The following is a 22,502-nucleotide window of genomic DNA, read 5'->3' as shown; positions in this document are numbered from 1 at the left end:
TTTTCATTATTGCGCAACCCTGGAACTGCCGGGGAGGGCAGGCGCGTTGAGTCCCATGAACACGGGGGACCGGAAAAGCTGCGGAGGAGTTCGATGAGTGTGCCCTTGACCAAGGGCGGCAACGTCTCGCTGAGCAAGCGGGCTCCCGGCCTGACGGCGGTCACGGTCGGGCTGGGCTGGCGGGCGGATGCCGGATACGAGCTGGACGCCAGCGCGCTGCTGTGCGACGCGTCCGGAAAGGTGCTGTCCGACGGGCACTTCGTCTTCTTCAACAACCTGCGCAGCCCCGACGGTTCGGTCCGCCTCAGCGGCGGCGGTCCCGTCGGCGGCGACGACCAGCGGATCGACGTCGATCTGACCCGCGTCCCCGCCGAGGTCGCCAAGGTCGTCTTCCCGGTCTCGCTCTACGAGGGGGCCGCGCGCGGGCACGCCTTCGGCCAGGTGCGGAGCGCCCACATCCGCGTGCTCGACCAGGAGGGCGGTGCCGAACTCGCCCGGTACGACCTGGCGGCCGACGGTCTGTCCGGCGAGACGGCCCTGGTCTTCGGCGAGCTGTACCGGCACGGCGCGGAGTGGAAGTTCCGCGCGGTCGGCCAGGGCTACGCCTCGGGTCTCGCGGGCATCGCCACCGACTACGGCGTGGACGTCCTGCGGGAGACCACGGACGCGGACGGGAGCCCGGCCGCGTCCGGCCCGGCCCCCTCGGGAGAGCAGGCGGGGGCGTACGACCCGGCCCCACCGGCCCCGATGCCCACGACGCCCCCACCGCTTCCCGTGCCGCCCGCGCCCGCCGTCCCCGTGACGCCGACACCGACCCTGGTGTCCCCGCAGCCGCCGACCGTCACCGCACCCCCGCACCCCACGAGGAGCCCCGTCATGACCTGCTTCTTCGACCCCGGCCACGGCCCCGGCACGATGAGCGTGAACTGGTACCCGCAGTGGGGCGTGCCCCGGCCGGTCCAGGCGTGCGCCGAGTGCGCGCAGCGCGTCCAGACCACCGCACCGCCGTTCTACACCCCGCCCCAGCCGATGAGCCCGGGGTATCCCCAGGCCCAGCAGGGCTATCCGCAGCAGGGCTATCCGCAGCAGGGCTACCCGGCCGCTCAGGGAGACCAGCAGCAGGGCGGCCGCCGCTTCGGCACCGGCGCGCTCATCGGCGCCGGCGCGGCCGGCCTGGTGGGCGGGGCCCTGCTGAACGAGGCCTTCGACGACGACGAGCCGGACGTGGTGATCAACAACTACTACGAGGAGTGACCGGCTCCCGCGAAACAGGGGAGCGGGGCGGGCAGGACAAGGAGGGCGGGACATGACGGTTACCCGGTCGCGGCGGCGCGGGCCGGCGGTGGTGCTCGTGGTGCTCCTGGCCGCCGTCTGCTACGGCGCCGTGCGCGCGGCGGGCGGGCTGCCCTCCGGCTCCGCTCCCCGGCCCGTACCGGCGGTCCCGTCCCCGTCCCCGGCCTCGCCCACCGCCCCGGCACGCCCCTCGGCGACGGCGACCGCGGGACCGTACGACCCGGCCGACCAGGCCGCCCAGGTGCGGCTGAGGGCCGGCCAGGCGGGCGTCAGCGCCCGGCTGCTGATGGCGATCCTCTACAACGAGTCGTACAAGCCCCACGAGCCCGGTCTCGAACGGGCCTGGCAGAAGTACAAGCCGGATGCCGCCTTCGGCATCGCCAACATGCACCGTGCGACCTACGACGCCACCAAGAAGGACCGTGACTTCGCGAACCGCTCGTGGGACGAACTGCCCGACGACCGCGACCTCGCCGTCGAGGCCGCGGCCTGGTACCTGCACGACCTCGCGGCCGTGCTGCCCGCCCAGTGGGCGGGCCCGTACAGCAGGAACGACCTGCTGGCCCTCGGCTACAACACCGGGCAGGGCAACATGCTCGCCTTCGCCCGCGGGGCGACCCCCGGCAGCCAGGCCCGGTCCTACCTCGACGAACTGCACGCGCACTGGACCGAGGCCGGCCGGGCGGTCGGCTCCTGATGTCCGTACGAGGGGCGCTACACCCGGGCCCGCGTCGCCGCGCGGCTCGCGCGGGCCGACGGGCGGGCCCGCTTCGCGGTCCTGGCGACGAGCAGCGGGCTCAGCGGCCCCGTGCTCATCCGTTCCACCAGCGGCACGGCCAGTCGCCGGGCCAGCAGGACGAGGACCAGGGTGACCACGGTCCCCACCAGCGCGCCGACGCCGACGTCATGCGGGTAGTGGGCGCCGACGTAGACACGCGAGGCGCCCATCGCCACGGCCGTGAGCAGGGCGATGGCCCCCAGCCACCGGTTGATGAGCAGCAGGGCCACCGCGAACGCGAAGGCGACCGTGGTGTGGTTGCTGGGGAAGGCGTAGTCGTCGACCGGGGGGCACGCCTCGATGAGGAAGTCGTGCGGCAGGGCCCGGCAGGGGCGCGGCTCCTGGAAGACGTTCTTGATCCCGCTGTTGAAGGCGTACGCCAGGATCACGGCGAACGGCGTGGCCAGGACGGCGGTCATGACCGTGTTCCCCTGGCGCCGGGCGCGCCACCAGGCCACCAGCAGGAAGAGCGCGAACAGGCCCATGCCGATGTCGGAGAAGACCGCGACGGGCTCGTTCAGCCAGTGGGTGTCCCGAGCGAAGTTGGTGACGTCGGTGTAGAGGCCGCCGTCGATGGCCGCGCCGTCGAGCCCCGTGGCGGGCGGGGAGGAAGTCGTCATCAGGTGGATCTCCGGGCCATGGGTCCACGTGCGTGAGCGCTCCGGGGAACGCGTGTGAACACACGCGGACGCAGATGTGGAACCCTCGTGAAGCCGGGCCGTCCGAGGGATGAACGTCTACAGATTGGTAGACGGTAGCAGTTGGGGGTCCGGTTGCCTCAGGCGCCGTCGCATTGCCCGCGAGGAGATCAAGGTCACTCGAAGGGGCGGCGCCACGACCAGGTGGTCCGCGGGAAACGCCTCGATGACGGGTTCATGCGCCGCCGGGCCGGCCGGGGCCGCGGAGGTCGCGGAGGCCGCTGAGGCCGACTGGCTCGCCGGCCGAGTGGCTGTTCGGTGGCCCGTTGTCCTTGCCCGCGTTGCCTGTCCGGTCCTGCGACAGCAGGTCGGCGCAGTAGGCGTCGACGTTGTCCTCGCCGCCCGCGGCCTCGATGAACCGCTTCCAGGCCGTTGACTCCAGCGCCTTGCCCCTGCCCTTCACCGACGCGTACGCGCGGCAGTGGGCCTGGATGTCCTTGGCCGTGGGCGGGCGGTCCCGGGTCACGGAGGGCACGGGCGTGGGGGAGCCGGGCCCGGACGGCGCGGTGGCGGCGGGGGCCGGTGTCGACGCGGGCGCCGGGGCCTGGGGCGCGGTGGGTGACGGGTGCCGTCGTACCGGGCCGTCGTCCTCCACTTTCCCGCCGGACGTCGGTGAGCCGATCGCCGCGATCGCCACGCCGCTGAACGTCAGGCCGGCGAGGAGCGCGGCGACGGCGGCCCGCACCGAGCGCCGCCCCAGGGCGCGCCGCGACCGCCAGTCGTCGCGCCTCCGCGCCCGCGCCTGCCGGTGGACGCCTTCCTGCCGGGCGGCCCGGAAAGCGGCCACGGCCCGCTGCTCGGCCGATGTGTCCAGGGCCCCGGCGCTCAGGGCACGGCGGAGCGCGGGCTCCAGCGCGGCGGCGCGGGTGTCGTCGTCGGCGCCGGACCCGTGGCCGCCCGTACCGGCGCGTCGGTGGTCCACGCCCCCACCGTCGCTGTGTCGGTCGCCCATGCCCGTGTCCATCCCATGCGATAGCTACTCGTTCGCTCTACGGATCCGCCGCCCTCGCTGCTCATTCCGACTGCCTCAGCGTATGGACGCCCTCTCCCGTCACACCCGGGCTCCGGCGGATGGGTAAGGCCGACGGGTCCGGGCGGGGGCAGGACAGGGCGGCAGGGATGGGCAGGACGAGGGGAGCCTTCGGGCGGCCCCGACGGGTGGCCGCTTTCGGGCGGGGGCCTTCGGCCCGTCTTCAGGCGCCGAGACCGCCAGGACCGCCAGGACCGCCGAGACCGCCAGGACCGCCGAGGCCGTCGAGGAGCAGTGCGAGCCCGCCCAGGAACTCCTGGTCGGCGCCGACGTTCCGGGCGTGCCGGGCGGTCTCCGTCATGTGGGGGAACTCGGCGGCCGGCAGCTCGGTGATGGCCACGGTGCCCGCACCGGACAGGGCGCCGAGGTGTTCGAGCTGGATGGCTCCGATGACGTAGCTGAGCAGTCCGCGCAGGGCGACGACCCGCCGCTCGCCCGCGACGCCCGCCTCGGTGAGGACGGCGAGCACCGACTCCGACCAGCGCAGCACCCCGAGGGAGTGGTGCCGGTGGCTGATGGCGAGCGGGACGATCGCCGGGTGGGCCGCCACGGCGTCGCGCAGCCGCCGCACCATGACCTCGATCCGCTCGCGCCACGGCATGCCGGGGTCCGGCGGCTCGACGTCCACACCGGCGAGTACGAGCTCGACGACGAGCCCTTCCAGTTCCTCGCGGTCCTCCACGTACCGGTAGAGCCCCATCGTGCTCATGCCGAGCTCCTTGGCGACGGCGCGCATCGACAGTCCGGTGAGCCCGTCCCGGTCGATGACGGTGAGGGCGGCCGCGGCCGGCTGGTCCGGTGTGAGTGAACGTGGGCGTGGCATGGCAGTTGACAGCGTACGGCATACGCCTACGCTGGTAAGCGTATGCCGTACGCCTACGAAAGGAGCTCGTCGTGCCCATGTCCCGAAGTCCGGTGGGGCCCGGTTCGACCGTCCAGGAGCGGCGTCTCACCGCCGTCTCCGGCGACCAGGTCGCCGTGCCCGATCCCGACCGGCTGATCCACCTCCAGTTCCGGCGGTTCGCCGGCTGCCCGGTCTGCAACCTGCACCTGCGCTCGGTGGTGCGGCGGCACGAGGAGATCGAGGCGGCCGGCGTCCGCGAGGTCGTGGTCTTCCACTCGCCCGCCGACGAACTGCTGCCCCACACCGCCGATCTCCCGTTCGCCGTCGTCGCCGACCCGGACAAGCGGCTGTACCGGGAGTTCGGCGTGGAAAGCTCCCCCCGCGCCCTGCTCGACCCGCGCGCCTGGTGGCCGATCCTCCGCGCGGTGGCGAGCGGCCTGCGGGAGGTCGTCCACGGCCGGGAGCACCTGCCCTCCACCACCCCGCACGGCGGCCGCCTGGGCCTCCCCGCCGACTTCCTCATCGCCCCCGACGGCCGAATCCTGGCCACCAAGCACGGCGAGCACGCCTACGACCAGTGGCCGGTCGACGAACTGCTGCGACTGGCGGCCGTGCACACGACGCCCCGAACCCCCGAACAGCACGGCTGACAAAGGACGTTGAGCCCCCCCGCGAAGGTCCTGCAGTCGAAGGTTCACTCTTGCATGCCATGTACTTTGTATTGCAGAGTAAATGGGGACGATGAGCGGGCGGCGGACCGGCGGCCCGCTTCCGAGCGCTGTTCGGGCGCGACCACAAGGGGGACATCAGTGGGAATGGGGACACCGTCGTCGATCGGCGCGGGATCCGGACCGAAGGCTCGCGCGGCCGGCCTGCTGGCGGCGACGGAAGGCCTGCGGGCCAGTACCCGCGCGCAGATGAACGGCGCGTGGGTCTCCCTCGTCGGCTTCGGCCTTCTCGCGCTGGCGGCCGCTCCGTTCGCCCGGTACGCCTTCAACTTCGGAGCCCACGGCCGAAGTGTCAGCTCCTATCCGGCCTTCGCCTACGCCGAGTTGACCGGCCTGTGCGTCGAGCATGAACCGGGAACCCCTTGTCTGAGGGGCGAGTTCGACGGCGCCTTCCTGCGTTTCGTGGGATGGGGCGTGTGGTTCGCGCTTCTCCCCCTGGCCTGGTTCGTCTTCGCCCGCTGGTACCGCCTGCGGGGCGAGGCCCGCGGCGTCGTCCCTCGCCGCGGCGTGTGGCTCAGCACCACCGCCATCGCCACCGTGGTGATCACGGGCGCCCTGCTGTGCCTGCTGTTCGCCAGGTACCAGCCGTGGGAGGTCGTCCTGCTGGAGAACAGCTACGCCTCCCCGTGGTACCTGGTCGGCATCGGACTGCTCGCCCTCGGGGCGGCCGAACGCAACTGGACCGCCGCGGCCGCCGGCATCGCGCATGCCCTGCTGCTCACCGCCTACCTCGGTGCCTCCTGGGCCACCGGGTGGCTCCCCTGGCAGCACCCCGCCCACCCCGGCTGGACCGACGGACCGCAGGTCAAGGCGCTCCTGCTCGCCGCCATCCTGCTGGTCGCAGGCCTGGTCGAGCGGGCGGCGGCCCGTCGCCGCGCCACGACCGGCCCAGCCGACGCGGGTACGGTTGCGCCATGAGTGCCGGGGACTCGACCGCTGAGCGGGCCGAACAGGAAGGACTCCATCCGACCCACTCGCTGGACGACACCGTCCACCAGCGCGTGCGGCTCGGCATCCTCACCATCGCCAGAGAGGCCGACCGGGTCGAGTTCGGCTTCCTGAAGAAGCAACTCGCCGTCACCGACGGAAATCTCTCCCGTCACCTGAAGGTGCTGGAGGACTCGGGTCTGATCACCCTGGAGAAGGGCTACGCCGGACGCCGCCCCCGCACCTGGATCACCCTCACCCGCCCCGGCGCCCAGGCCCTGGACGCCGAACTTCGCGCCCTGCGCGCCCTGGTCCTCCGCCTGGATACCTCCGCCCCGCACCAGACCCAGCCGATGTCCGACCCTGGCTATGGCGAACCGAACGCGGGCGCGACAAGGGCTACGTGACTCCTGGGCCGTCGGCAGGTTGAACGTCCGGGCAAGGTCTTCCACGGCTGATCACGACAGAGCGCGCGGCTTGGGGGCTTGCCAGTATTTAACAGCGCTCCGCTGGCCGAGCAGCTCCACCGCGATTGCACCAGTGACGAGGACTGAGGGAGTAGCCATGCCCAAGAAGACTTTGGCCCAGCGGGACGTGGCGGCCCGGATGGGAGTCAGCGTTGCCCGGGTCTCCCGGATCGAACACGGAGAGGGAGCCACCTTGGACGTCATCGCCCGCTATGTGGAGGCGCTCGGCGGGAGGCTGGATGTGGTCGCGGACTTCGGCGACCACACCCTGCGCCTCCCGGCCGACGGCAATCAGGGCAGCGCAGCCGCGTAGCCAACGTCAGGTGGTGAAGTGGTGCGTGCCGGAGCCGACCCGGTACACCGCGCAGCCGTCCTCCTGGCGCAGGAGCGTCCCGTGCGTGCGGGTGACCGCCTTCGGAGTGGACGCGGGGATCCACACCTCGGCGGTCGTGTTGGCCGGCACCGTGCAGGTCAGCGTGAAGCGGCCCGCCCGCAGCCGCCATTGCGTGGAGACGGGCCCGTAGACCGAGGTGAAGGCGGCGCGGGACGAGGTGACGGCACCGCCCGGACGGGGGCGGACGACGATCTCGCGGTAACCGGGCCGGCCCGCCGAGATACCGGCGATGTTGGCGTACATCCACTCTCCCACCGAGCCGTAGGCGTAGTGGTTGAAGGAGTTCATGCCCGGGTCCTGGAAACCGCCGTCGGTCCTGATGGAGTCCCAGCGTTCCCACATCGTCGTGGCGCCCCTGTCGATCTGGTAGCCCCAACTGGGGAACGAGCGCTGCTGGAGCAGACGGTGGGCGACGTCGGTGTGCCCCGTGTCCGTCAGGACGGGCAGCAGCCGGGGTGTGCCGAGGAAACCCGTCGAGAGGTGCCAGTCCCTGGCCTTGATGAGGGCGACGAGCCGGTCGGACGCGGCCTTCCGCAAACCGTCCGGCATCAGGCCCATGGACAGCGCGAGGACATAGGCCGTCTGTGTATCGCCCTTGACCCTGCCGTCGGAGGTGACATAGGCGTTCCGGAACGCCTCTCGTACCCGTCCGAAGAGATCGAGGTGCGAGGCGGGGTCCTCGCCGAGTTCCGCGGCCATCCGGGCCGCGAGGTCGGCGCTGTGCGCGAAGTACGCGGTGGCGATGACGTCCTTGGGGGTCTCGTCGTCGGTGTTCAGCCAGTCGCCGTATCCCTCGGCCGGGCGCAGCAGCCGGTCGCTGTGTTTCTCCAGGTACCTCAGCCAGGCCTGGACGGATGGCCAGGAGTCCGCCAGGACCTGACGGTCGCCGTAGGCCTGGTAGACGGACCAGGGGACGGTGACGCCCGCGTCGCCCCAGCCGGCGGTGCCGCCGCCGAGTCCGCCGACGTCCGGTGCCACGTTCGTGAACGCGCCCTCCGCGGTCTGGGCGTCCCGGAGGTCGACGAGCCACTTGGACAGGAAGCGGGCCGACTCCATCGTGTAGGCGGCCGTGGGTGCGAAGACGTTGATGTCTCCCGTCCATCCAAGCCGCTCGTCGCGCGCGGGCGTGTCCGTCGGTACGGAGAGGAAGTTGCCGCGCTGCCCCCAAACGATGTTGTGGTGCAGTTGGTTGAGCATCGGCACGTCGGTCTCGAAGACGAGCGTGGACGGTGCCGACGTATACATGACACGCCCGGTGACGGCCCGCGCCGAGGGCGTACCGGGGAATCCGGTCACCTCGACATAGCGGAAACCGTGCACGGTGAAACGGGGTTCGTAGCTCTCCTCCCCGTGGCCCTTGAGGGTGTACGTGTCGGTCGCCGACGCGCTCCGCAGGTTCGCCGTGTAGAGGGTGCCGTCGGGGTTGAGCACCTCGGCGTGCCTGAGCCGTACGGTCGTCCCCGCGGCGCCCTTCACGCGCAGGCGCACCGAGCCGACCATGTTCTGCCCCAGGTCGAACACGAAGACACCGGGCCTGGGTTCGGTCACCTTCTTCGGCGTCAGCTCCTCGGCCACGCGTACCGGGCCGTTCTCCTGCGCGACGATCAGGCCGGGGCCGACGTCACCGGCGCCGCGCACGCCGGGCCAGCTCCCGTCGTCGAAGCCGGGTGAGGTCCAGCCGGGGGTCTCCTTGCGGGCGTCGTACGTCTCGCCGCCGTGGAGGTCGGCGGCGACGATCGCCCCGGAGGCGGCCCGCCAGCCGGTGTCCGAGGTGATGCGCTCGCTCGTCCCGTCCGCGTACTCCACCTCCAACTGCGCCAGCAGCGCCGGATGTTCGCCGTACTGGTGAGGGCCGAACATGCCGACGTCGCCCGCGTACCAGCCGGGCGCGAGATACACCCCGATGGCGTTGTCGGCGCCGGGCCGCAGGAGCGTGGTGACGTCGTACGTCTGGTAGTGGACGCGGGTGCGGTAGTCCGTCCAGCCGGGAGCGAGCTGGTCGCGGCCCACGCGGCTGCCGTTGAGATGGGCCTCGTAGAGACCGAGCGCCGTGGCGTACAGCCGCGCGCGGGACACCTTCCGGCCGCGGAGCCGGAACTCGTGGCGCACCTGGGTGACGGCGTACGTCACCGGGACGATCCTTCCCCAGGGTCCGCCGCCCCACGGCGCCGCCACCATCGCCGCAGGCCAGCCGCCGTCCTCGAAGCCGAGCACGCGCCAGTCGGCGGGAGGTTCCTTGTCCGTGGCCTTCCAGGAGGCGTCGGTGACCGTCCTCTGCTCGCCGGAGGCGGTACGGACCGTGAGGACGGCGATGAGTCCCGCCGGGCCGGGGGAGGCGTTGGTGGCGGAGACGGCGATAACGTTGTCACCGCCGCGCACCCGGTCCAGTACGTCGATCACGGCCGGGCGGCGCCAGCCGTCGTTGTCGGTCTCCAGGTCGGTGCGGGCCACTTCGACCCCGTTCACGGAGACGGCGTACACGTTGTCAGCGCTGATGGCGAGCGTCGCCGCGGTGATCCCGTCGGGCAGCTTCGCGACGCGGCGGAACCAGCGGGTGACCGCCGGAACGCTGCTCGCCGGGTCGCCCTCGGGGAACCAGATCCAGGAACTCCCCTCGAGGGAGGGCACGTTCGTGAGGCTCGCCGGAGCCGAGATCCAGTCGGCCGTCCACTCCCCGGCCCCCATGAGGCCGGTCTCCCACCACGAGGGCTCGCTCCAGCCGGAGGTCCGGCCGTCGGCGTCCCACACGCGTACGGACCAGAAGTAGCGTGTCCGGGGTGCGAGCCGAGGACCGCCGTACGGCACGAGGACGGACTCGCCGGACGTGACCTTCCCGCTGTCCCAGACGTCCGGACGGGACAGGCCCTTCGCGGTGGTGGCGACGCGGACCTGATAGGCGCTCTGCCGCACATCCGGCTTCTCGGCAGCCAACGGCCAGCTCAGCCGGGGGCGTTGCGCGTCGAGACCGAGGGGGTGCTGGACGTACTCCACGCTCGGCGCCGTGACACGCAGACCGTCGCGCCCGGACGCGGTAGAGGCCGCCGCCGGTATCGCGTCCAAGGACGCCGCCGCGACGGTGGCGGCCGCACCCGCCAGAACACTCCTCCTACTGATCACTACGACTCCTCGTCCACGGATGGATGAAATGGATGAATCGATTCAGTGCCGGTGAGTGTGGGTAACGTATGGGCGGGCGGGGTGAAGGTCAATCAGTGTGACGGCACTTTCGTGGGCGGCCTGTGTGCGGGCGTCACGCGGGCCGGCCCGGCGCGCGGCATGGGCGTCAGTCGATTGAACGGTTTCAATTCCGGAGGCCGCCCGACCTGAAGTCCCTTGTCCGAGCGGAGCTCGGACACCCTCAGACGGTCGTCCCGGTGGCGGGAGGAGCGGTCGGGTTCGGCGCGGACCCGGGGGCGGTGCGGGCCCGCAGGATTTCCTCGACGCCGTCCAGGAACGTCTCGGAGATCAGCCGCGGATCGAAGAGGCAGCCGGCCGCCATCGCGCCGTCCCTGAGCATGACGAACTGCCGGCCGGCGGCGTCGGCGGGCGCGTCGCCGGTCTGTGCGAGCAGGTCGGTGACGGTGTCCAGGAACCACTGCCGGTGGGCGAGTACCGCCCGGTGGACGGGGTGGTCGGGATCGGGATACTCGGCCACCGCGTTGAGGAACGCGCAGCCGCGGAACCCGGGGGAGCCGATGCCCTCCACGATGCACCGGCCGACGTCACGGACCCGGTCGGCCGCCGACCGTCCGCTCGCCCGGGCGACGGCGTCCACCTGCGCACGGATCGCCCGGTCGGCCTGGTCGAGGTAGGCGAGGATGAGGTCTTCCTTGCCGGAGAAGTGCCGGTACAGCGTGGCCCGGGTCACCTGGGCCTCCGAGGTGATCCGGTCGATGCCGACGGAGTGGATCCCCTCCGCGTAGAAGATCTCGGTCGCCTTGTTGAGCAGCCGCGATCGCGCTTCCGAGGTGCTGCCGCCTTCTGTGCTCCGGCTCATGGGGATCAGCGTACCAAGGCTATGAGGGAGAACGTTCGGTCTTGACAGCGCTGTCGCCGGCCGTCTTGAGTGGAGAGAGACCGAACGTTCTCCCTCACGGAAGGCCGCACGTGAAAACCCTGGAGACCCTGGAAACACGCACGACCAGCGCCCCCTTGGCCCTGCGCAAGCTGTACTTCGTCCGCTTCGCCTTCGCGGCCGTATGGGCCGCTCTGCTGTTCGTGTCGGCCTCGACGCTGGGCCCACTGAGCGTGACGCTGCTGGTGATCTATCCCCTGTTCGATGTGGCCGCCGCGGTCGTCGACGTCCGTACCGCGAGGGCGAACGGCGGTGCGGCCACCGGCCTGTACGCGAACATCGTGATCAGCACGCTGGCGGGCCTGGGCCTGGCGGTCGCCGCCGCGTCCGGCATCCCGGCCGTCCTGCGGGTGTGGGGACTCTGGGCGATCACCGCGGGACTCGTGCAACTCGTCGTAGGGGCGGTCCGCCGCCGGCTGGGAGGCCAGTGGCCGATGATCGCGAGCGGAGGCATCTCCACCCTCGCGGGCGCGTCGTTCATCGCCCAGGCCGGCGGGGAGAACGCCTCTCTGGGAAGCCTCGCGGGCTACGCGTTCCTGGGAGGCGTCTTCTTCCTGATCTCCGCACTGCGCCTGAAGAAGGCGGACGGGGAGAAATAACCGACCTACGGAGCCGTCGCCTCTGTGGGTACGCGGCGTCAACTCGCAGCGAAGCCCGGGCGCCGCTCGGGCGTCCGGGCTCCGTGGTCGGTGGTGTCACCGCGTTCCGTGTGCTACTCGGTGATGTCGATCTTGCCGTTGGACGGTTCGGCCGATGCCGGGGTCGAGGCCTCGACCTGCGCCGGGGTCTTCGCCGTGCCGCGTCCGGCGAGGCCCTGGAGGAGCTGGGCGAGGTCGACGCCGGTGGTGGAGCTGAGGAGTTCCATGCCCTGGGCGACGTTGGCGGCGACCGTGCGCGGGAGCTGGCCCGCGCCGTCCGTGGAGATGACGGTCATCTTGTCCACGGCCGACAGCGGCTCGGCCGCCTTGCCGACGACCTGCGGCAGCACCTCGACCAGCATCTGGAGCACCGCCGCGTCGCCGTACCGTTCGAAGGCGTCGGCCTTCTTGTGCATGGCGTCGGCCTCCGCCGCTCCCTTCGCGGCGATCGCGGCCGCTTCGGCGTCACCCTCGATACGAACGGCCTCGGCGAGCGCCGCACGGTGGGCCTTCTCGCCCTCACCGGTGAGCCGTGCCCGCTCGGCGGCCGCTTCGGCCTCCTTGACCAGGGCGATGCGGTGGGCCTCCGCCTCCTGCTCGGCCCGGTAACGGTCGGCGTCGGCGGGCTTGCGGACCTGGGTGTCCAGCTCACGGTCGGTCAGCGCGGCCTGCCGGACGGCGACCTTCTCCTGCTCCTGCAGGACCTCCTGGCGCCGGGCGGCCTCGGCGAGCGGGCCGGCGGCGTTGGCGCGGGCGGCGGCCTCGTCCGTCTCGGCCTTGATCTCGGCCTGCTTCAGGGCGTAGGTGCGCTGGGCGACCGCGATCTCCTCCTCCGCCTTCAGCCGGGCCTGCTCGGAAGCGCGCCGGGCGACGGCCTCGGCGATGTCGGCCTCCTGCTTGGCGCGGGCCGCCTCGGGCCGGCCGAGGTCTTCCAGGTAGGAGCCCTCGGTGGTGATGTCCTGGATCTGGAAGGCGTCCAGCACCAGCCCCTGCCCGGACAGGCTGGCCTCGGCCTCCTCCGCGACCTGCCCGGCGAAGGCGGCCCGGTCCCGGATGATGTCCTCGACGGACATCCGCCCGACGATGGAGCGCAGCGCGCCGGACAGCACCTCCTGGGTGAATCCGACGATGCCGTCCTGCTGCTGGAGGAAGCGCTGGGCCGCGGCGCGGATCGAGTCCTCGGTGCCGCCGACCTTGACGATGGCGACGCCCTCAAGGTTGGCCTTCACGCCGCGCAGCGTGACCGCGCCCCGGACGGCCACCGGGATGTGCCGGCTGGACAGGTCGAGGCTGAACTTCTGCTGGACGAAGGGCACGACGAAGACACCGCCGCCGACCACGACCTTCTGGCCGCTGTTGTCGGTGGAGACGCGGCCGGTCTCGGGGTCGGTGGACTTCTTGCCGCGCCGTCCGGTGACGATGAACGCCTCGCTGGGACCCGCGACCTTGTAGCGGGTGACGACCACGAGGGCCAGCAGGACCAGGAGCACGACGGCTCCTATCACGGCGATCAGTACAGGGCTCATGTGTGCAATCCCCTCAGCCCTCCCCGGGGGACGGCGAATTGGAACGGATCAGGAACGGGCGCGGAAGAAAGACAGCGAAAGAAAGACAAAGGAGTGGGCGTGCGTGTCTCGGGGTGTGGTGCGCCGCTCCGACGGTCAGTCTTCGACCGGCCGGACCGCGACCGAGGTCGCGGACAGCACCGACTCCACCCAGACCTCGGCACCCCGCGCCACCGGCACCGAACACTTCGCGGACAGCTTCAGCGGCTGCCCGGCGAGATGGACCAGCACCTCGCCGTACCCCTCGGCCGGAATGGCGGTCACCACGGAACCGGAACCGCCGACGAGATCGTCGCCCTGTGGAGCGGCAGCGCCCTGCTCCCGCATCAGGACGCGGCTGAGTTTCCACGTCAACCAGCCCGTGACGACGCCCGCCACCACGCCGATCGCCATCGCCCCCGTGGTCCCCAGACCGGTGGTGCCGAGCGCGATCGCCCCGCCGAAGCCGAGCATGGACACGAATCCGGCGATGACCGGCAGCGACAGCAGCCCGTCGAACAACCCGTCCAGCACCCCGCCGAACAGGCCTTCCAGGATCCCGTCGAAGATCAGCGAGAGCACCAGCAGGACCAGTCCGGCGATACCGAGACCCACAAACCAGTTCATCTGGGCCGCGCTTTCACTCGACGATCTCCCCCGCCTGCATGGTGCCATGCGATCGGGTGACAGCACATTGCCTGCTCCCGGCAATTTTTACGCGCATTTGATTCCGCCTTGATACCACCTTCGCCCGACCTCCGACGCTCCGCTGCGACTGGTGACGCGGAGTACGGACGCGAAGCCGATGGCGATACATCACATTGGTACATGGACTAGTCTTGGTACATGTCCATGAAGCGCACGAACGTCTATGCCGACCCCGAGGACCTGGCGATCATCAAGGAGGCCGCCAAGCGTCGGGGCATAAGTGAGGCCGAGATCATCCGTCAGGGCATCCACCTCGCCGCCATGGCGAACCGGGTCTGGGACGAGCCGCTGTTCTCGCGCACCTTTGAGGGACCGGGCGGTACGCCGTCCAAGACCGAGGTCCGCGACGCGGTCGCCGACGCGGTCCGCCGCAAGACGGACTCCGGACCTGCCGCGTGATCATCGTCATCGCGGACACGTCCGGCCTCCTGGCTGCCCTCGACTCGACGCATCCCGAGCACGGAGCGGCGAACGAAGCGATCCTGTCCGCCGGACTCCTGGTCATGTCCCCGCTCCTCCTCGCGGAACTCGATCACGTGGCTACGCGTGAGCTCGGGCGGGAGGCGGCCGTCAGTGCCGTCGACGACCTTCGCCGCTGGATGAGCCGGGGCCGGGTCGTCATGCCGGAGATCACGGAAGACCACCTGGGCGCGGCCCAGTCCGTCCGTGCCCGCCACCGCGACCTGGATCTGGACCTCGCGGACGTGGTGAACGTGGCACTGGCCGCGGACTACGACACCGACGCGATCCTCACCCTCGACCGACGCGACTTCCGTGCCGTACGACCCTTGGGCCGCCACAAGGCATTCCGCGTCCTGCCCGACGACCTACCGCTGTAACGGCTCATGACAGGGCAGCGCTCGTGGTTGATCCGTGTGAAGGCGACTCCGATTCACTGCCCCGCGGCGCTGACGATTCCCCTGTCGGCGCGCTCGCGCATCTACGAGACCAAAGTGGTCCGCGGCTTCCGGCTGAACCGCTGGTTCGGCGCTGCCTCACCTGCGGATGTGCTGCGCGCGCTGTCCGAGGTCCGTGGCCTCGTCGCCGATGGAGTGCTGAGCATCCCCGAGGGCCGGCCGTTCCCGCTCGAACGCTTCACCGAAGCCGTCTCGTTCGCCGAGGCACCCGCCCATGGCGCCAAACCGCTCCTCGTCTTCGAGGACGGCCGGGGCGAGGACGACGAGTAGGCCCGCGTGAGCCTCGCGTCATCTCCGTGACTCCTCCTACACTCACCGTCACAGGGCGCATCGACGTGGGGGGCCGGATGCTGCTGAACGGAACGGCCGGGCAGGGGGACTCCGCCGCAGCGGGGCCGACGCTGGAAAGGCTGCTGTCGGTCATGGGAGCCGGCGCGCTGGAGCTGTGCACGGCTCCGCGCGGCCTCGGGGGCGTGGTCGAGGGAATCACGGTGCTGGACCCGCTGGAGTCGGGGCTGCCGCGGGGGCAGGTGCTGCTGGCGGTGGGCATGGATCCGCAGTCGGCCGCCGCCGTCGACGTCGTACGCGATGCCGCCGGCTCCGGAGTGGCCGCGCTGGTCTTCGGGCCGGGCAGGTCGGGGCGGCCCCCGGACGCGCTGCGGGCGGCCGCCGAGAACGCCGGTACGGCGGTGCTCTTCCGGACGGCGTGGTGCGGCTGGGTCGAGTTGATCGGCGCGCTGCGGGCCGGTCTGGTCCTGTCCGGCGTCCCCGCCGATCCGGCAGTGACGCCGGGCGACCTGAACGGGCTGGCCGACGCGGTGGCGGTCCTGGTCAGCGGCGCGGTGACGATCGAGGACGTGGAGTCCCGGGTCCTGGCGTACTCGTCCACGAAGGAGGACGTGGACGAGTTACGCCGGCTGACGATCCTCGGCCGCCGGGTGCCGGAGTGGCGCGTGGCCGCCATGCGGGAGGCCGGGTTCTTCCGGGCGTTGTGGGGTTCGGGGGACGTCATCCACCGGCCGGCGCACGGGGAGAATCCCGAACGCCTGGTGGTGGCCGTCCGGGCAGGCGGAGAGATCCTCGGATCGATCTGGGTGGCGGCCGCGGGCGGTGACCTCCCGCCACACGCCGCCGACACCCTGCGGTCGGCAGCGCGGGTGGCCGCCGTACATCTGCTGCACCACCGCTCGCACCGCACGCACGCCCGGCTGGTCGAGGACGCGGCCCGTGCCCTGCTCGACGGACGGGGATCCGCCGACCTGCTGACCGAACGCACCGGAATCCCGGCGCACGGGCACTGCGCCGTCCTCGCGGTACGCCCCGGAGCCTCCTGCACGGCGGAGGAGAGCGGAAGGCTGTGCGCCCTGATGGCGGTGTACTGCGGCGCGAACGACCTCACGCCGGTGGCGGTGCCGGTGAGCCAGGGGGCCCTGGTCCTGGTGGGCGCGCTGCACCAGGACATGCAGCGGGCCGTCGAACAGGTCGCACGTCTGGGGAAGTCGCTGGTCCGGCAGGTGGCCGACGTGTTCGGGCCGGAAGCGAGAATCGGTCTGGGCACGGTGGTCGGGACCCTCGCGGACCTGCCCGAGTCCCGCCGGTCGGCGGACCTGGCACTGCGAGCCCTGCTCTCGACGGGAGAGCACCGCACCGTCGCCTTCGCGAGCGAGGTGGCCGAGACGATCGCCCTGAACCAGATGCTGGACACACTGACGGGGCCGCCCCCGGCACCGGAGACACCGGTGGCACGCCTGGTGGCGTTCGACGCCGCGCACGGCGGAGGCACCATGGTGCGGACCCTGCGGGCCTACCTCGACCACTTCGGTCACGTGCCGGACACCGCCCGGGCGCTGGGTGTGCACGCGAACAGCCTGCGGCACCGGATCAGCCGGCTCACCGAGGTGTCCGGACTCGACCTCCGCAGTCCGGACGCCCGGCTTCTCGCCCAACTGCAACTGCGCCTCCTCGAACGCGATGGCCGGGAGGTGTGAGCCTTCGGGCGCCGCCACGAAGGAAGGGCCGCTTCTTCGTGCCCGGGCACCATGCCGGCCGTGGCACGTCCGCGTTTCGCTCTCCGGTGAGAACCGCGCGGCGGAAGACCGGGACTCCCGACGAAGACACCCGCACCGCTCCGAAGCGAGTCTGGTGGTCCGCCCCACGGCAGCCGTGGGCGATCAGACCTCGGCCCCGGGGAGGGTGCACGATGAGTGGTTCTGGCAAGGCCGACCGGCGTGAGCGGATTCTGCGGGCAGCCGTACAGCAGGGACTCCTGGAGCCCGAGACGGCCGTACTGGCCGGGTTCGTCGACCTCGACGGCGTCAACGAGACCGTCACGTCCCTGCGGAGTGCGTTCCCCGACTCCCTCCGGGTCCTGCACGCGTTCGCGGCCAAGGCGAACTGCCTGGTTCCCGTACTCGAGGAAGTGCGCCTGAGCGGCATGGGCTGCGAGGTCGCCAGTGCCGGCGAACTCGCCCAGGCGCTGGAGGCGGGCTTCGAGCCCGCGCACATCGTGTTCGACTCCCCCGCCAAGACGCGGGCCGAACTGGTCCGGGCGCTGAGCCTGGGGGTCGCGGTGAACGCGGACAGCTTCCAGGAACTCGCGCGGCTGGACGAGATCCTGGCGACCCGCCGTTCCGACTCGCGTATCGGAGTGCGCGTCAACCCCCAGATCGGCGCCGGCTCGATCACCGCCATGAGCACGGCCACCGCGACCTCGAAGTTCGGTGTCCCGCTGGAGGACGAGGGCAACCGGGGACGGCTGCTCCAGACGTACCGGGACCGTCCCTGGCTCACCTGGGTGCACGCACACGTCGGTTCGCAGGGCTGTCCCCTGGACCTGATCGCCCGGGGCGTCGCGAAGGCGGTGGAGTTCGCCGAGGAGATCAACGCCCACCTCGGCCGCCGGCAGGTCACCGGCATCGACATCGGGGGAGGACTGCCGGTCAACTTCGACAGCGACGAGCCGACGCCCGGCTTCGACACCTACGTTGACCACCTGCGCGAGCACGCACCGGCCCTCTTCTCGGGCGCGTACGAGATCGTCACCGAGTTCGGCCGTTCCGTGCTGGCCAAGAACGGGTTCACCGCCGCGTACGTCGAGTACACCAAGACCGCCGGCGGACGTCCCATCGCGATCACCCACGCCGGCGCGCAGGTGGCCACACGGACCGTGTTCGCCCCCGACGCATGGCCGTTGCGGATCGAGGCCCACGACCCCAGCGGCCGGGCCAAGCACGGCCTGCCCGTGCACCAGGACATCGCGGGCCCGTGCTGTTTCGCGGGTGACCTGCTGGCACGCGACCGTGCGCTGCCCCTCCTCGACGTCGGCGACCTCGTCGTCGTCCCGGACACCGGCGCCTACTACTTCTCCACGCCGTTCCACTACAACAGCCTGCCCGAGCCCGCCGTGCACGGCGCCCGCGTCGACGCCGACGGCCGGGTCACCTTCCGCTGGCTCCGCGCCGCACAGGCCGTCCACCCGGCACCGGCCCTCGCCGGAGAGTGACACGCGCTCTCCCGCGCACCCCCACCGAAGCCCCGGTCGCGGCCACTTGGGCCGGGCGTGCCCCGCGAGCACGCCGGGCTGCCCGGCGGCCCGGCCGCCCGGAGAGAAACCACAACGCCAGGAAAGGCAGGTGCAACCGCCATGAAAGTACGGTCCGCCCGGGCAGGGCGTCTCACGGAGAGAGCGGCACCCCCGGGCCGACGGGGCGCCATCGGACGCCGGCTGTCCGCCACAGGGGCGCGCTGCGGCCGAGTGACGTATGACGCCGCCCGGTGGATCTCACGGCGCCGGGGCATCGCGGCCGACCAGTTCCTCCGGGGCGCCTGCTACGGGACGGGCACGGCCGTGGTCGGCCTGCTGGTGGTGTGGGCGCAGACCCGCTGACGACAAAGGAGCCCCGGACCGACGGCCTGGGGCTCTCTTCGCCGGACCGGGTGACGAGAACCGGACCCGCGCTCCCGGCTCGGGCGCGGCTTCTGCCTCGGCCGGTCAGGCGGGCCCGTCCGGGCTCCGGGAAAAGGCCGTGTCGCCGGCCAGTGCCACGATCGCGTCCTTGACGAGCAGCACGCGCGGCGGGTAGCCCTGCGCCTTGTCCCCGGGGTCGTCCAGCGCGGAGGTACGCCAGACCTCCGCCCCGGTACGACTGTCCAGTGCCAGCAGACGGCCGAAGCGGTTGGAGAAATAGACCCGCTTGTACGTCGCCGACACCGCGGGCGCGGACAGACTCTCCACGTCCGTGACCTTCTGCCAGAGTTGCTTGCCGCTGTCCGCCGACACCGCGGTGACCGTCCCGTCGGACCGGACGAAGTAGACGACGCCGTCCGCGAGGGTGGCCGCGCCGGTCAGCGGACGCGCCAGCGGTATCCGTTTGACCTCCCCGGTTTCCGAGGCCACCCGCAGCAGCGCGTTGTACGGCCGTTCGTACCCGGCTTCGTACACGTCCTTCGCGGTCTGGGGGGCGAGGAACAGCGGTTCCCCGCCGACGGCGCCGAGCGCTTCCGCCTTCTTGGGCAGTGTGGCGCTCTCGGTCATGCTGCCGGGTCCGAGCCTCATCAGATCGACCGGGGCCTGGCCGGCCTCGGTGCCCTCCGAGCACAGGGCGTAGGGGACGCCTCCCAGCGCCGTCGGAGTGCAGTACTCGTCCAGCGAAGGCGCCCGCCACAGTTCCTTGCCGGAAGGCCCGTAGGCCACGAACGACGCGGAGTCGGGAGACAGGGTCAGCAGTCCCCCGTGGTACAGGACCGCCTTTTCGGCCCCGTTGATGTCGCGTTGCCACCGCCGGTGCCCGGTACCGGCGTCGAGGGCCACCACCCGCCTGGTCTCGTCGTCCGGTTCCTCGTACATGTAGACCAGCCGGTCGCGAACGCCGATCGGCTGCGCCCCCTGAGGACGGGTGCCGGCCCGCCACAGGGTGCGGCCGGAGGCCGCGTCGATCCTGGCGGCCGTGAATCCCGTACCGCCGCAGAACAGGGCGCTTCCCTGCGCCACGCATCCGGGGCTGTTGTAGTCGAGAGGGACACCTGGCACGGCGTCCCGCAGCTTCGTCCGCCACGGCCGCCAGCCGTCGGGCAGCGAGGCGGCACGGGCGGTGGCGGTGGCGTCGGAGGCGGTGGTGGTGTCCGGAGCGAACACGAAGACACCCATCCCGACCCACAGCCCCGTGACGGCCAGCGCGGCGCCGAGGCCGGTGAGCAGCATCCGTGTGCGCCGGCGCTTGCCGGTGCTGGTGTCGGCACCGGTGCTGGTGCCGGCACCGGTCGCGGGACCCGGGGAGCTGGTGGCCGCGTTCCGAGAAGTGGGACGGCGCCGGGACTGGATGGACTGCCGGGTCTCGGGGGACCCGGTGGCGTCGGATTCCGGCAGCGCCTGGAGCATGCGGTGTATGTCCGTCAGTTCCGGCCGCGAGGCCGGGTCCTTGTCCAGGCAGCGCTCGATGATGTCCAGGAGCGCTTCGGGCACCCCACCGAGGTCCGGGGTCCCGTGCACCACCTGATAGCCGGTTATGTACGGGCTGTCGGCGTCGAACGGTCCCGTGCCGACGGCCGCGAACACCAGCAGCGACCCCAGCGAGAACACGTCCGAGGCCGGGGTGACGTCCCGGGGAGAGGCCACTTGTTCCGGCGACATGAAGGGCGGGGTGCCGATCATCCGCCCGGTCGTGGTGAGGCTCTGGTTGTCGGCAGCGCGCGATATGCCGAAGTCGATGACGCGCGGCCCGTCCTCGGTCATCAGGACGTTGCCCGGTTTGAGGTCCCGGTGCACCAGGCCCGCCCGGTGGATGTCGCGCAGCGCCTCGGTGAGCCCCAGCCCCAGCGCGCGCAGCTCCCGCCGGCTCAACGGGCCGTTCTTCTCCACGACTTCGGCGAGGTTGAGCCCCGGCACGTAGAGCGTCGCCATCCACGGCCGCTCGGCGTCCGGGTCGGCGTCCACGACAGGCGCGGTGAAGGCGCCGCTCACTCTGCGCGCCGCCGCGATCTCCTGCCGGAAGCGCGTCCGGAACTCCTCCTCCTGGGCATACGGCCCGTGCACGAGCTTGACCGCGACCTGCCGTCCCGAGGCGGAGACTCCCAGATAGACGACCCCCATGCCGCCCGCCCCGAGCCGACCGAGAAGGGTGTACCCGCCTATGGACTCCGGGTCCCCGCTGCTCAGGGGCGTCATCGCCGATCATCCTTCCCAGCGCCTGCCTGCCTCACGGAGATCAGCCTAGGGCCTGCCTCTCCGGAGTGGCGTGGTGTACTCGCCCACCGTTATGCCATTTTCAATGGCATACTTGGGGTGTGGCTGATGACGATGTGGACTTCCTGCCCGGCGACGGCCCCACCAGCGGTATCTCCGTCACTCTGACCGCCGGAACTCTGCAGGCGATCCGTGAGCGGGTCGGCAAGAGGGGTGTCTCGGCGTACCTGGAGAAGGCGGCCCAGCGGCAGATCGAGCGGGACAACCTCGACGAGCTGATCGCGGACTTCGACAAGGTGCACGGTCCGGCCGACCCCGAGGCTGTGGCGGCCAAGCGCGCCCGGCTGACCGGCGGCGCTTCGAATGCGGGGGCGGCCGCGTGAGCGGTGCGCTGGTCCTGGACAGCGAGGGCCTGGCGAAGGCGGTGCAGCATGATCGGGAAATCCATGAGTGGCTGACGGCGGCTCGCGACGCGGACATGCCAGTGATCACCTCAGCCGCGGTGCTGGTCGAGGTGATCCACCCGAAGATCAACGACGACGCACTGAAGTGGACCCTGTCCCGCCTGACCGTCGAGCCGGTGACCCAGGCCGTCGCGCAATCCGCCGCGGCTTTGCTGCGCGCAGCGGGGCTGCACGGCCACAAGTACGCCATCGACGCCATACTGTGCGCGACCGCCCTGCAACATCCCGGTCGGTTGACGATCCTTACTTCCGACGTAGAAGACATCGGGCTGCTCACTGACGAGCATCCACGCGTGAGCGCGGAGAAGGTCTGATTCGAAGCACATCCCGATTGCAGAGGAGCGTTACCGGGCGCATGTGACCGATCTTGAGACTCGAGCGGCAGGCCCGGGCCAATCGCGCCAAGAACGCGAACCTTCTCCGGTACCTGGGTTCGACGCCATCCTCCCAGCCCGCCAACGACTCGACCGGCCGATACACCGTCTTCGAGGACACTCTGGAGACCTACCTCGACCAGCAGTGGCCGACCGAGGAGGAGCGCCGCCGAGAGCTTGTCCGCGCAGGCGAGGGCATCGACGGGAAGAACGCGGCGACATACCTGGAGACGACACTGACGGCTCCGGCGGAGCCGCCGTTCCTGCCGCACGCTCAGCCCAGTCCTCCACGTCGATCACCCTCGCTTCCTCCTGACCCCAGACAGTGAAGTCAGAATGATCAAGAGATCGCGGAGTGGCTCACTTTTCATCCGCCGTACGTGGCCCTCATTTCACCCGTTGCCGAGAACGACGTGTTCTGACCTCATGCACGGTGCGCCCG

General features: G+C 71.3%; 23 protein-coding genes and 1 pseudogene. 16 read left to right on the top strand and 8 right to left on the bottom strand.

The window, feature by feature from the left end; genetic code table 11:
- The first annotated feature begins 93 nt into the window (after window positions 1-93).
- Together ACIP4X_RS11920 and ACIP4X_RS11915 are read left to right on the top strand one after the other, a co-directional pair.
- Window positions 94-1,254, top strand: coding sequence for a TerD family protein (locus ACIP4X_RS11920; RefSeq protein WP_391459395.1), 1,161 nt, complete (start codon window positions 94-96; stop codon window positions 1,252-1,254).
- Window positions 1,255-1,306: 52 nt separating this feature from the next.
- Window positions 1,307-1,990, top strand: a complete 684-nt coding sequence (locus ACIP4X_RS11915; protein WP_401347999.1) for a lytic transglycosylase domain-containing protein — start codon at window positions 1,307-1,309, stop codon at window positions 1,988-1,990.
- Window positions 1,991-2,007: 17 nt separating this feature from the next.
- Here ACIP4X_RS11915 and ACIP4X_RS11910 read toward each other — a convergent pair whose 3' ends face one another.
- From ACIP4X_RS11910 to ACIP4X_RS11900, 3 genes are all read right to left on the bottom strand, one after another.
- Window positions 2,008-2,691, bottom strand: a complete 684-nt coding sequence (locus ACIP4X_RS11910) for a phosphatase PAP2 family protein (RefSeq protein ID WP_358733088.1) — start codon at window positions 2,689-2,691, stop codon at window positions 2,008-2,010.
- 253 nt (window positions 2,692-2,944) lie between these two features.
- The gene (locus ACIP4X_RS11905; protein ID WP_401347996.1) at window positions 2,945-3,691 is read right to left on the bottom strand and encodes a hypothetical protein; all 747 of its coding nucleotides are present in this window, start codon (window positions 3,689-3,691) and stop codon (window positions 2,945-2,947) included.
- A 271-nt stretch (window positions 3,692-3,962) separates the two neighbouring features.
- Window positions 3,963-4,622: a TetR/AcrR family transcriptional regulator C-terminal domain-containing protein gene (locus tag ACIP4X_RS11900; protein WP_358733084.1), complete on the bottom strand. Its 660-nt coding sequence runs from the start codon at window positions 4,620-4,622 to the stop codon at window positions 3,963-3,965.
- 77 nt (window positions 4,623-4,699) lie between these two features.
- Here ACIP4X_RS11900 and ACIP4X_RS11895 point away from each other — a divergent pair, with 77 nt between their 5' ends.
- From ACIP4X_RS11895 to ACIP4X_RS11880, 4 genes and pseudogenes are all read left to right on the top strand, one after another.
- Window positions 4,700-5,293 carry a peroxiredoxin-like family protein gene (locus ACIP4X_RS11895; protein ID WP_401347993.1) on the top strand — a complete coding sequence of 198 codons (594 nt, stop codon included), beginning with the start codon at window positions 4,700-4,702 and terminating at the stop codon, window positions 5,291-5,293.
- Between the two features lie 165 nt (window positions 5,294-5,458).
- Complete coding sequence (locus tag ACIP4X_RS11890) at window positions 5,459-6,289, top strand: hypothetical protein (protein WP_358733080.1); 831 nt, start codon at window positions 5,459-5,461, stop codon at window positions 6,287-6,289.
- The gene (locus ACIP4X_RS11885; protein ID WP_358733078.1) at window positions 6,286-6,705 is read left to right on the top strand and encodes a transcriptional regulator; all 420 of its coding nucleotides are present in this window, start codon (window positions 6,286-6,288) and stop codon (window positions 6,703-6,705) included. Before ACIP4X_RS11890 ends, ACIP4X_RS11885 begins: the two co-directional genes overlap by 4 nt.
- A gap of 163 nt (window positions 6,706-6,868) precedes the next feature.
- Window positions 6,869-7,078, top strand: a pseudogene (locus ACIP4X_RS11880) (helix-turn-helix domain-containing protein); the annotation flags it as partial.
- A gap of 6 nt (window positions 7,079-7,084) precedes the next feature.
- Here ACIP4X_RS11880 and ACIP4X_RS11875 read toward each other — a convergent pair.
- Entirely contained in the window at window positions 7,085-10,276 is a 3,192-nt protein-coding gene (locus ACIP4X_RS11875) for an alpha-L-rhamnosidase (protein ID WP_391459403.1), read from the bottom strand.
- A 241-nt stretch (window positions 10,277-10,517) separates the two neighbouring features.
- Window positions 10,518-11,156 (bottom strand): TetR/AcrR family transcriptional regulator, encoded by a 639-nt coding sequence (locus ACIP4X_RS11870; protein ID WP_358733073.1) that lies wholly within the window; start codon window positions 11,154-11,156, stop codon window positions 10,518-10,520.
- A gap of 119 nt (window positions 11,157-11,275) precedes the next feature.
- Between ACIP4X_RS11870 and ACIP4X_RS11865 the strand changes: the two genes are divergently transcribed.
- Window positions 11,276-11,833, top strand: coding sequence for a hypothetical protein (locus tag ACIP4X_RS11865; RefSeq protein ID WP_401348129.1), 558 nt, complete (start codon window positions 11,276-11,278; stop codon window positions 11,831-11,833).
- A 113-nt stretch (window positions 11,834-11,946) separates the two neighbouring features.
- Here ACIP4X_RS11865 and ACIP4X_RS11860 read toward each other — a convergent pair whose 3' ends face one another.
- Both ACIP4X_RS11860 and ACIP4X_RS11855 read right to left on the bottom strand, forming a co-directional pair.
- Window positions 11,947-13,398: an SPFH domain-containing protein gene (locus ACIP4X_RS11860; protein ID WP_358733071.1), complete on the bottom strand. Its 1,452-nt coding sequence runs from the start codon at window positions 13,396-13,398 to the stop codon at window positions 11,947-11,949.
- Window positions 13,399-13,533: 135 nt separating this feature from the next.
- Window positions 13,534-14,043 carry a hypothetical protein gene (locus ACIP4X_RS11855; protein WP_401347987.1) on the bottom strand — a complete coding sequence of 170 codons (510 nt, stop codon included), beginning with the start codon at window positions 14,041-14,043 and terminating at the stop codon, window positions 13,534-13,536.
- Between the two features lie 219 nt (window positions 14,044-14,262).
- On the opposite strand from ACIP4X_RS11855, the gene ACIP4X_RS11850 reads away from it, so the two are divergent.
- From ACIP4X_RS11850 to ACIP4X_RS11825, 6 genes are all read left to right on the top strand, one after another.
- Window positions 14,263-14,523, top strand: a complete 261-nt coding sequence (locus tag ACIP4X_RS11850) for a CopG family transcriptional regulator (protein ID WP_358733067.1) — start codon at window positions 14,263-14,265, stop codon at window positions 14,521-14,523.
- A complete protein-coding gene (locus ACIP4X_RS11845) occupies window positions 14,520-14,963 on the top strand; it encodes a PIN domain-containing protein (protein ID WP_358733065.1) in 444 nt (147 codons plus the stop codon). The genes ACIP4X_RS11850 and ACIP4X_RS11845 overlap by 4 nt, the downstream gene beginning before the upstream one ends.
- 6 nt (window positions 14,964-14,969) lie before the next feature.
- Complete coding sequence (locus ACIP4X_RS11840; protein WP_401347983.1) at window positions 14,970-15,311, top strand: hypothetical protein; 342 nt, start codon at window positions 14,970-14,972, stop codon at window positions 15,309-15,311.
- 26 nt (window positions 15,312-15,337) lie between these two features.
- On the top strand, window positions 15,338-17,029 hold the full coding sequence (locus tag ACIP4X_RS11835; protein ID WP_401347980.1) for a helix-turn-helix domain-containing protein: 1,692 nt from the start codon (window positions 15,338-15,340) through the stop codon (window positions 17,027-17,029).
- Window positions 17,030-17,241: 212 nt separating this feature from the next.
- Entirely contained in the window at window positions 17,242-18,543 is a 1,302-nt protein-coding gene (locus tag ACIP4X_RS11830; RefSeq protein ID WP_401347978.1) for a diaminopimelate decarboxylase, read from the top strand.
- A 252-nt stretch (window positions 18,544-18,795) separates the two neighbouring features.
- Window positions 18,796-18,927, top strand: coding sequence for a hypothetical protein (locus ACIP4X_RS11825; protein WP_358733058.1), 132 nt, complete (start codon window positions 18,796-18,798; stop codon window positions 18,925-18,927).
- A gap of 105 nt (window positions 18,928-19,032) precedes the next feature.
- On the opposite strand, the gene ACIP4X_RS11820 is transcribed toward ACIP4X_RS11825, so the two are convergent.
- Window positions 19,033-21,204 carry a PQQ-binding-like beta-propeller repeat protein gene (locus ACIP4X_RS11820; RefSeq protein ID WP_401347974.1) on the bottom strand — a complete coding sequence of 724 codons (2,172 nt, stop codon included), beginning with the start codon at window positions 21,202-21,204 and terminating at the stop codon, window positions 19,033-19,035.
- Between the two features lie 119 nt (window positions 21,205-21,323).
- On the opposite strand from ACIP4X_RS11820, the gene ACIP4X_RS11815 reads away from it, so the two are divergent.
- From ACIP4X_RS11815 to ACIP4X_RS11805, 3 genes are read left to right on the top strand one after another with little or no spacing between them, the layout of a single operon-like run.
- Complete coding sequence (locus tag ACIP4X_RS11815) at window positions 21,324-21,605, top strand: hypothetical protein (protein WP_358733054.1); 282 nt, start codon at window positions 21,324-21,326, stop codon at window positions 21,603-21,605.
- Window positions 21,602-22,000, top strand: coding sequence for a PIN domain-containing protein (locus tag ACIP4X_RS11810; RefSeq protein ID WP_391458630.1), 399 nt, complete (start codon window positions 21,602-21,604; stop codon window positions 21,998-22,000). Before ACIP4X_RS11815 ends, ACIP4X_RS11810 begins: the two co-directional genes overlap by 4 nt.
- A 53-nt stretch (window positions 22,001-22,053) precedes the next feature.
- A complete protein-coding gene (locus tag ACIP4X_RS11805) occupies window positions 22,054-22,389 on the top strand; it encodes a hypothetical protein (protein WP_401347971.1) in 336 nt (111 codons plus the stop codon).
- Window positions 22,390-22,502: the final 113 nt, after the last annotated feature.

The organism is Streptomyces sp. NPDC088817, assembly GCF_044750345.1.
GTDB lineage: Bacteria > Actinomycetota > Actinomycetes > Streptomycetales > Streptomycetaceae > Streptomyces.
This window is presented reverse-complemented; position numbering and strand designations above follow the sequence as displayed.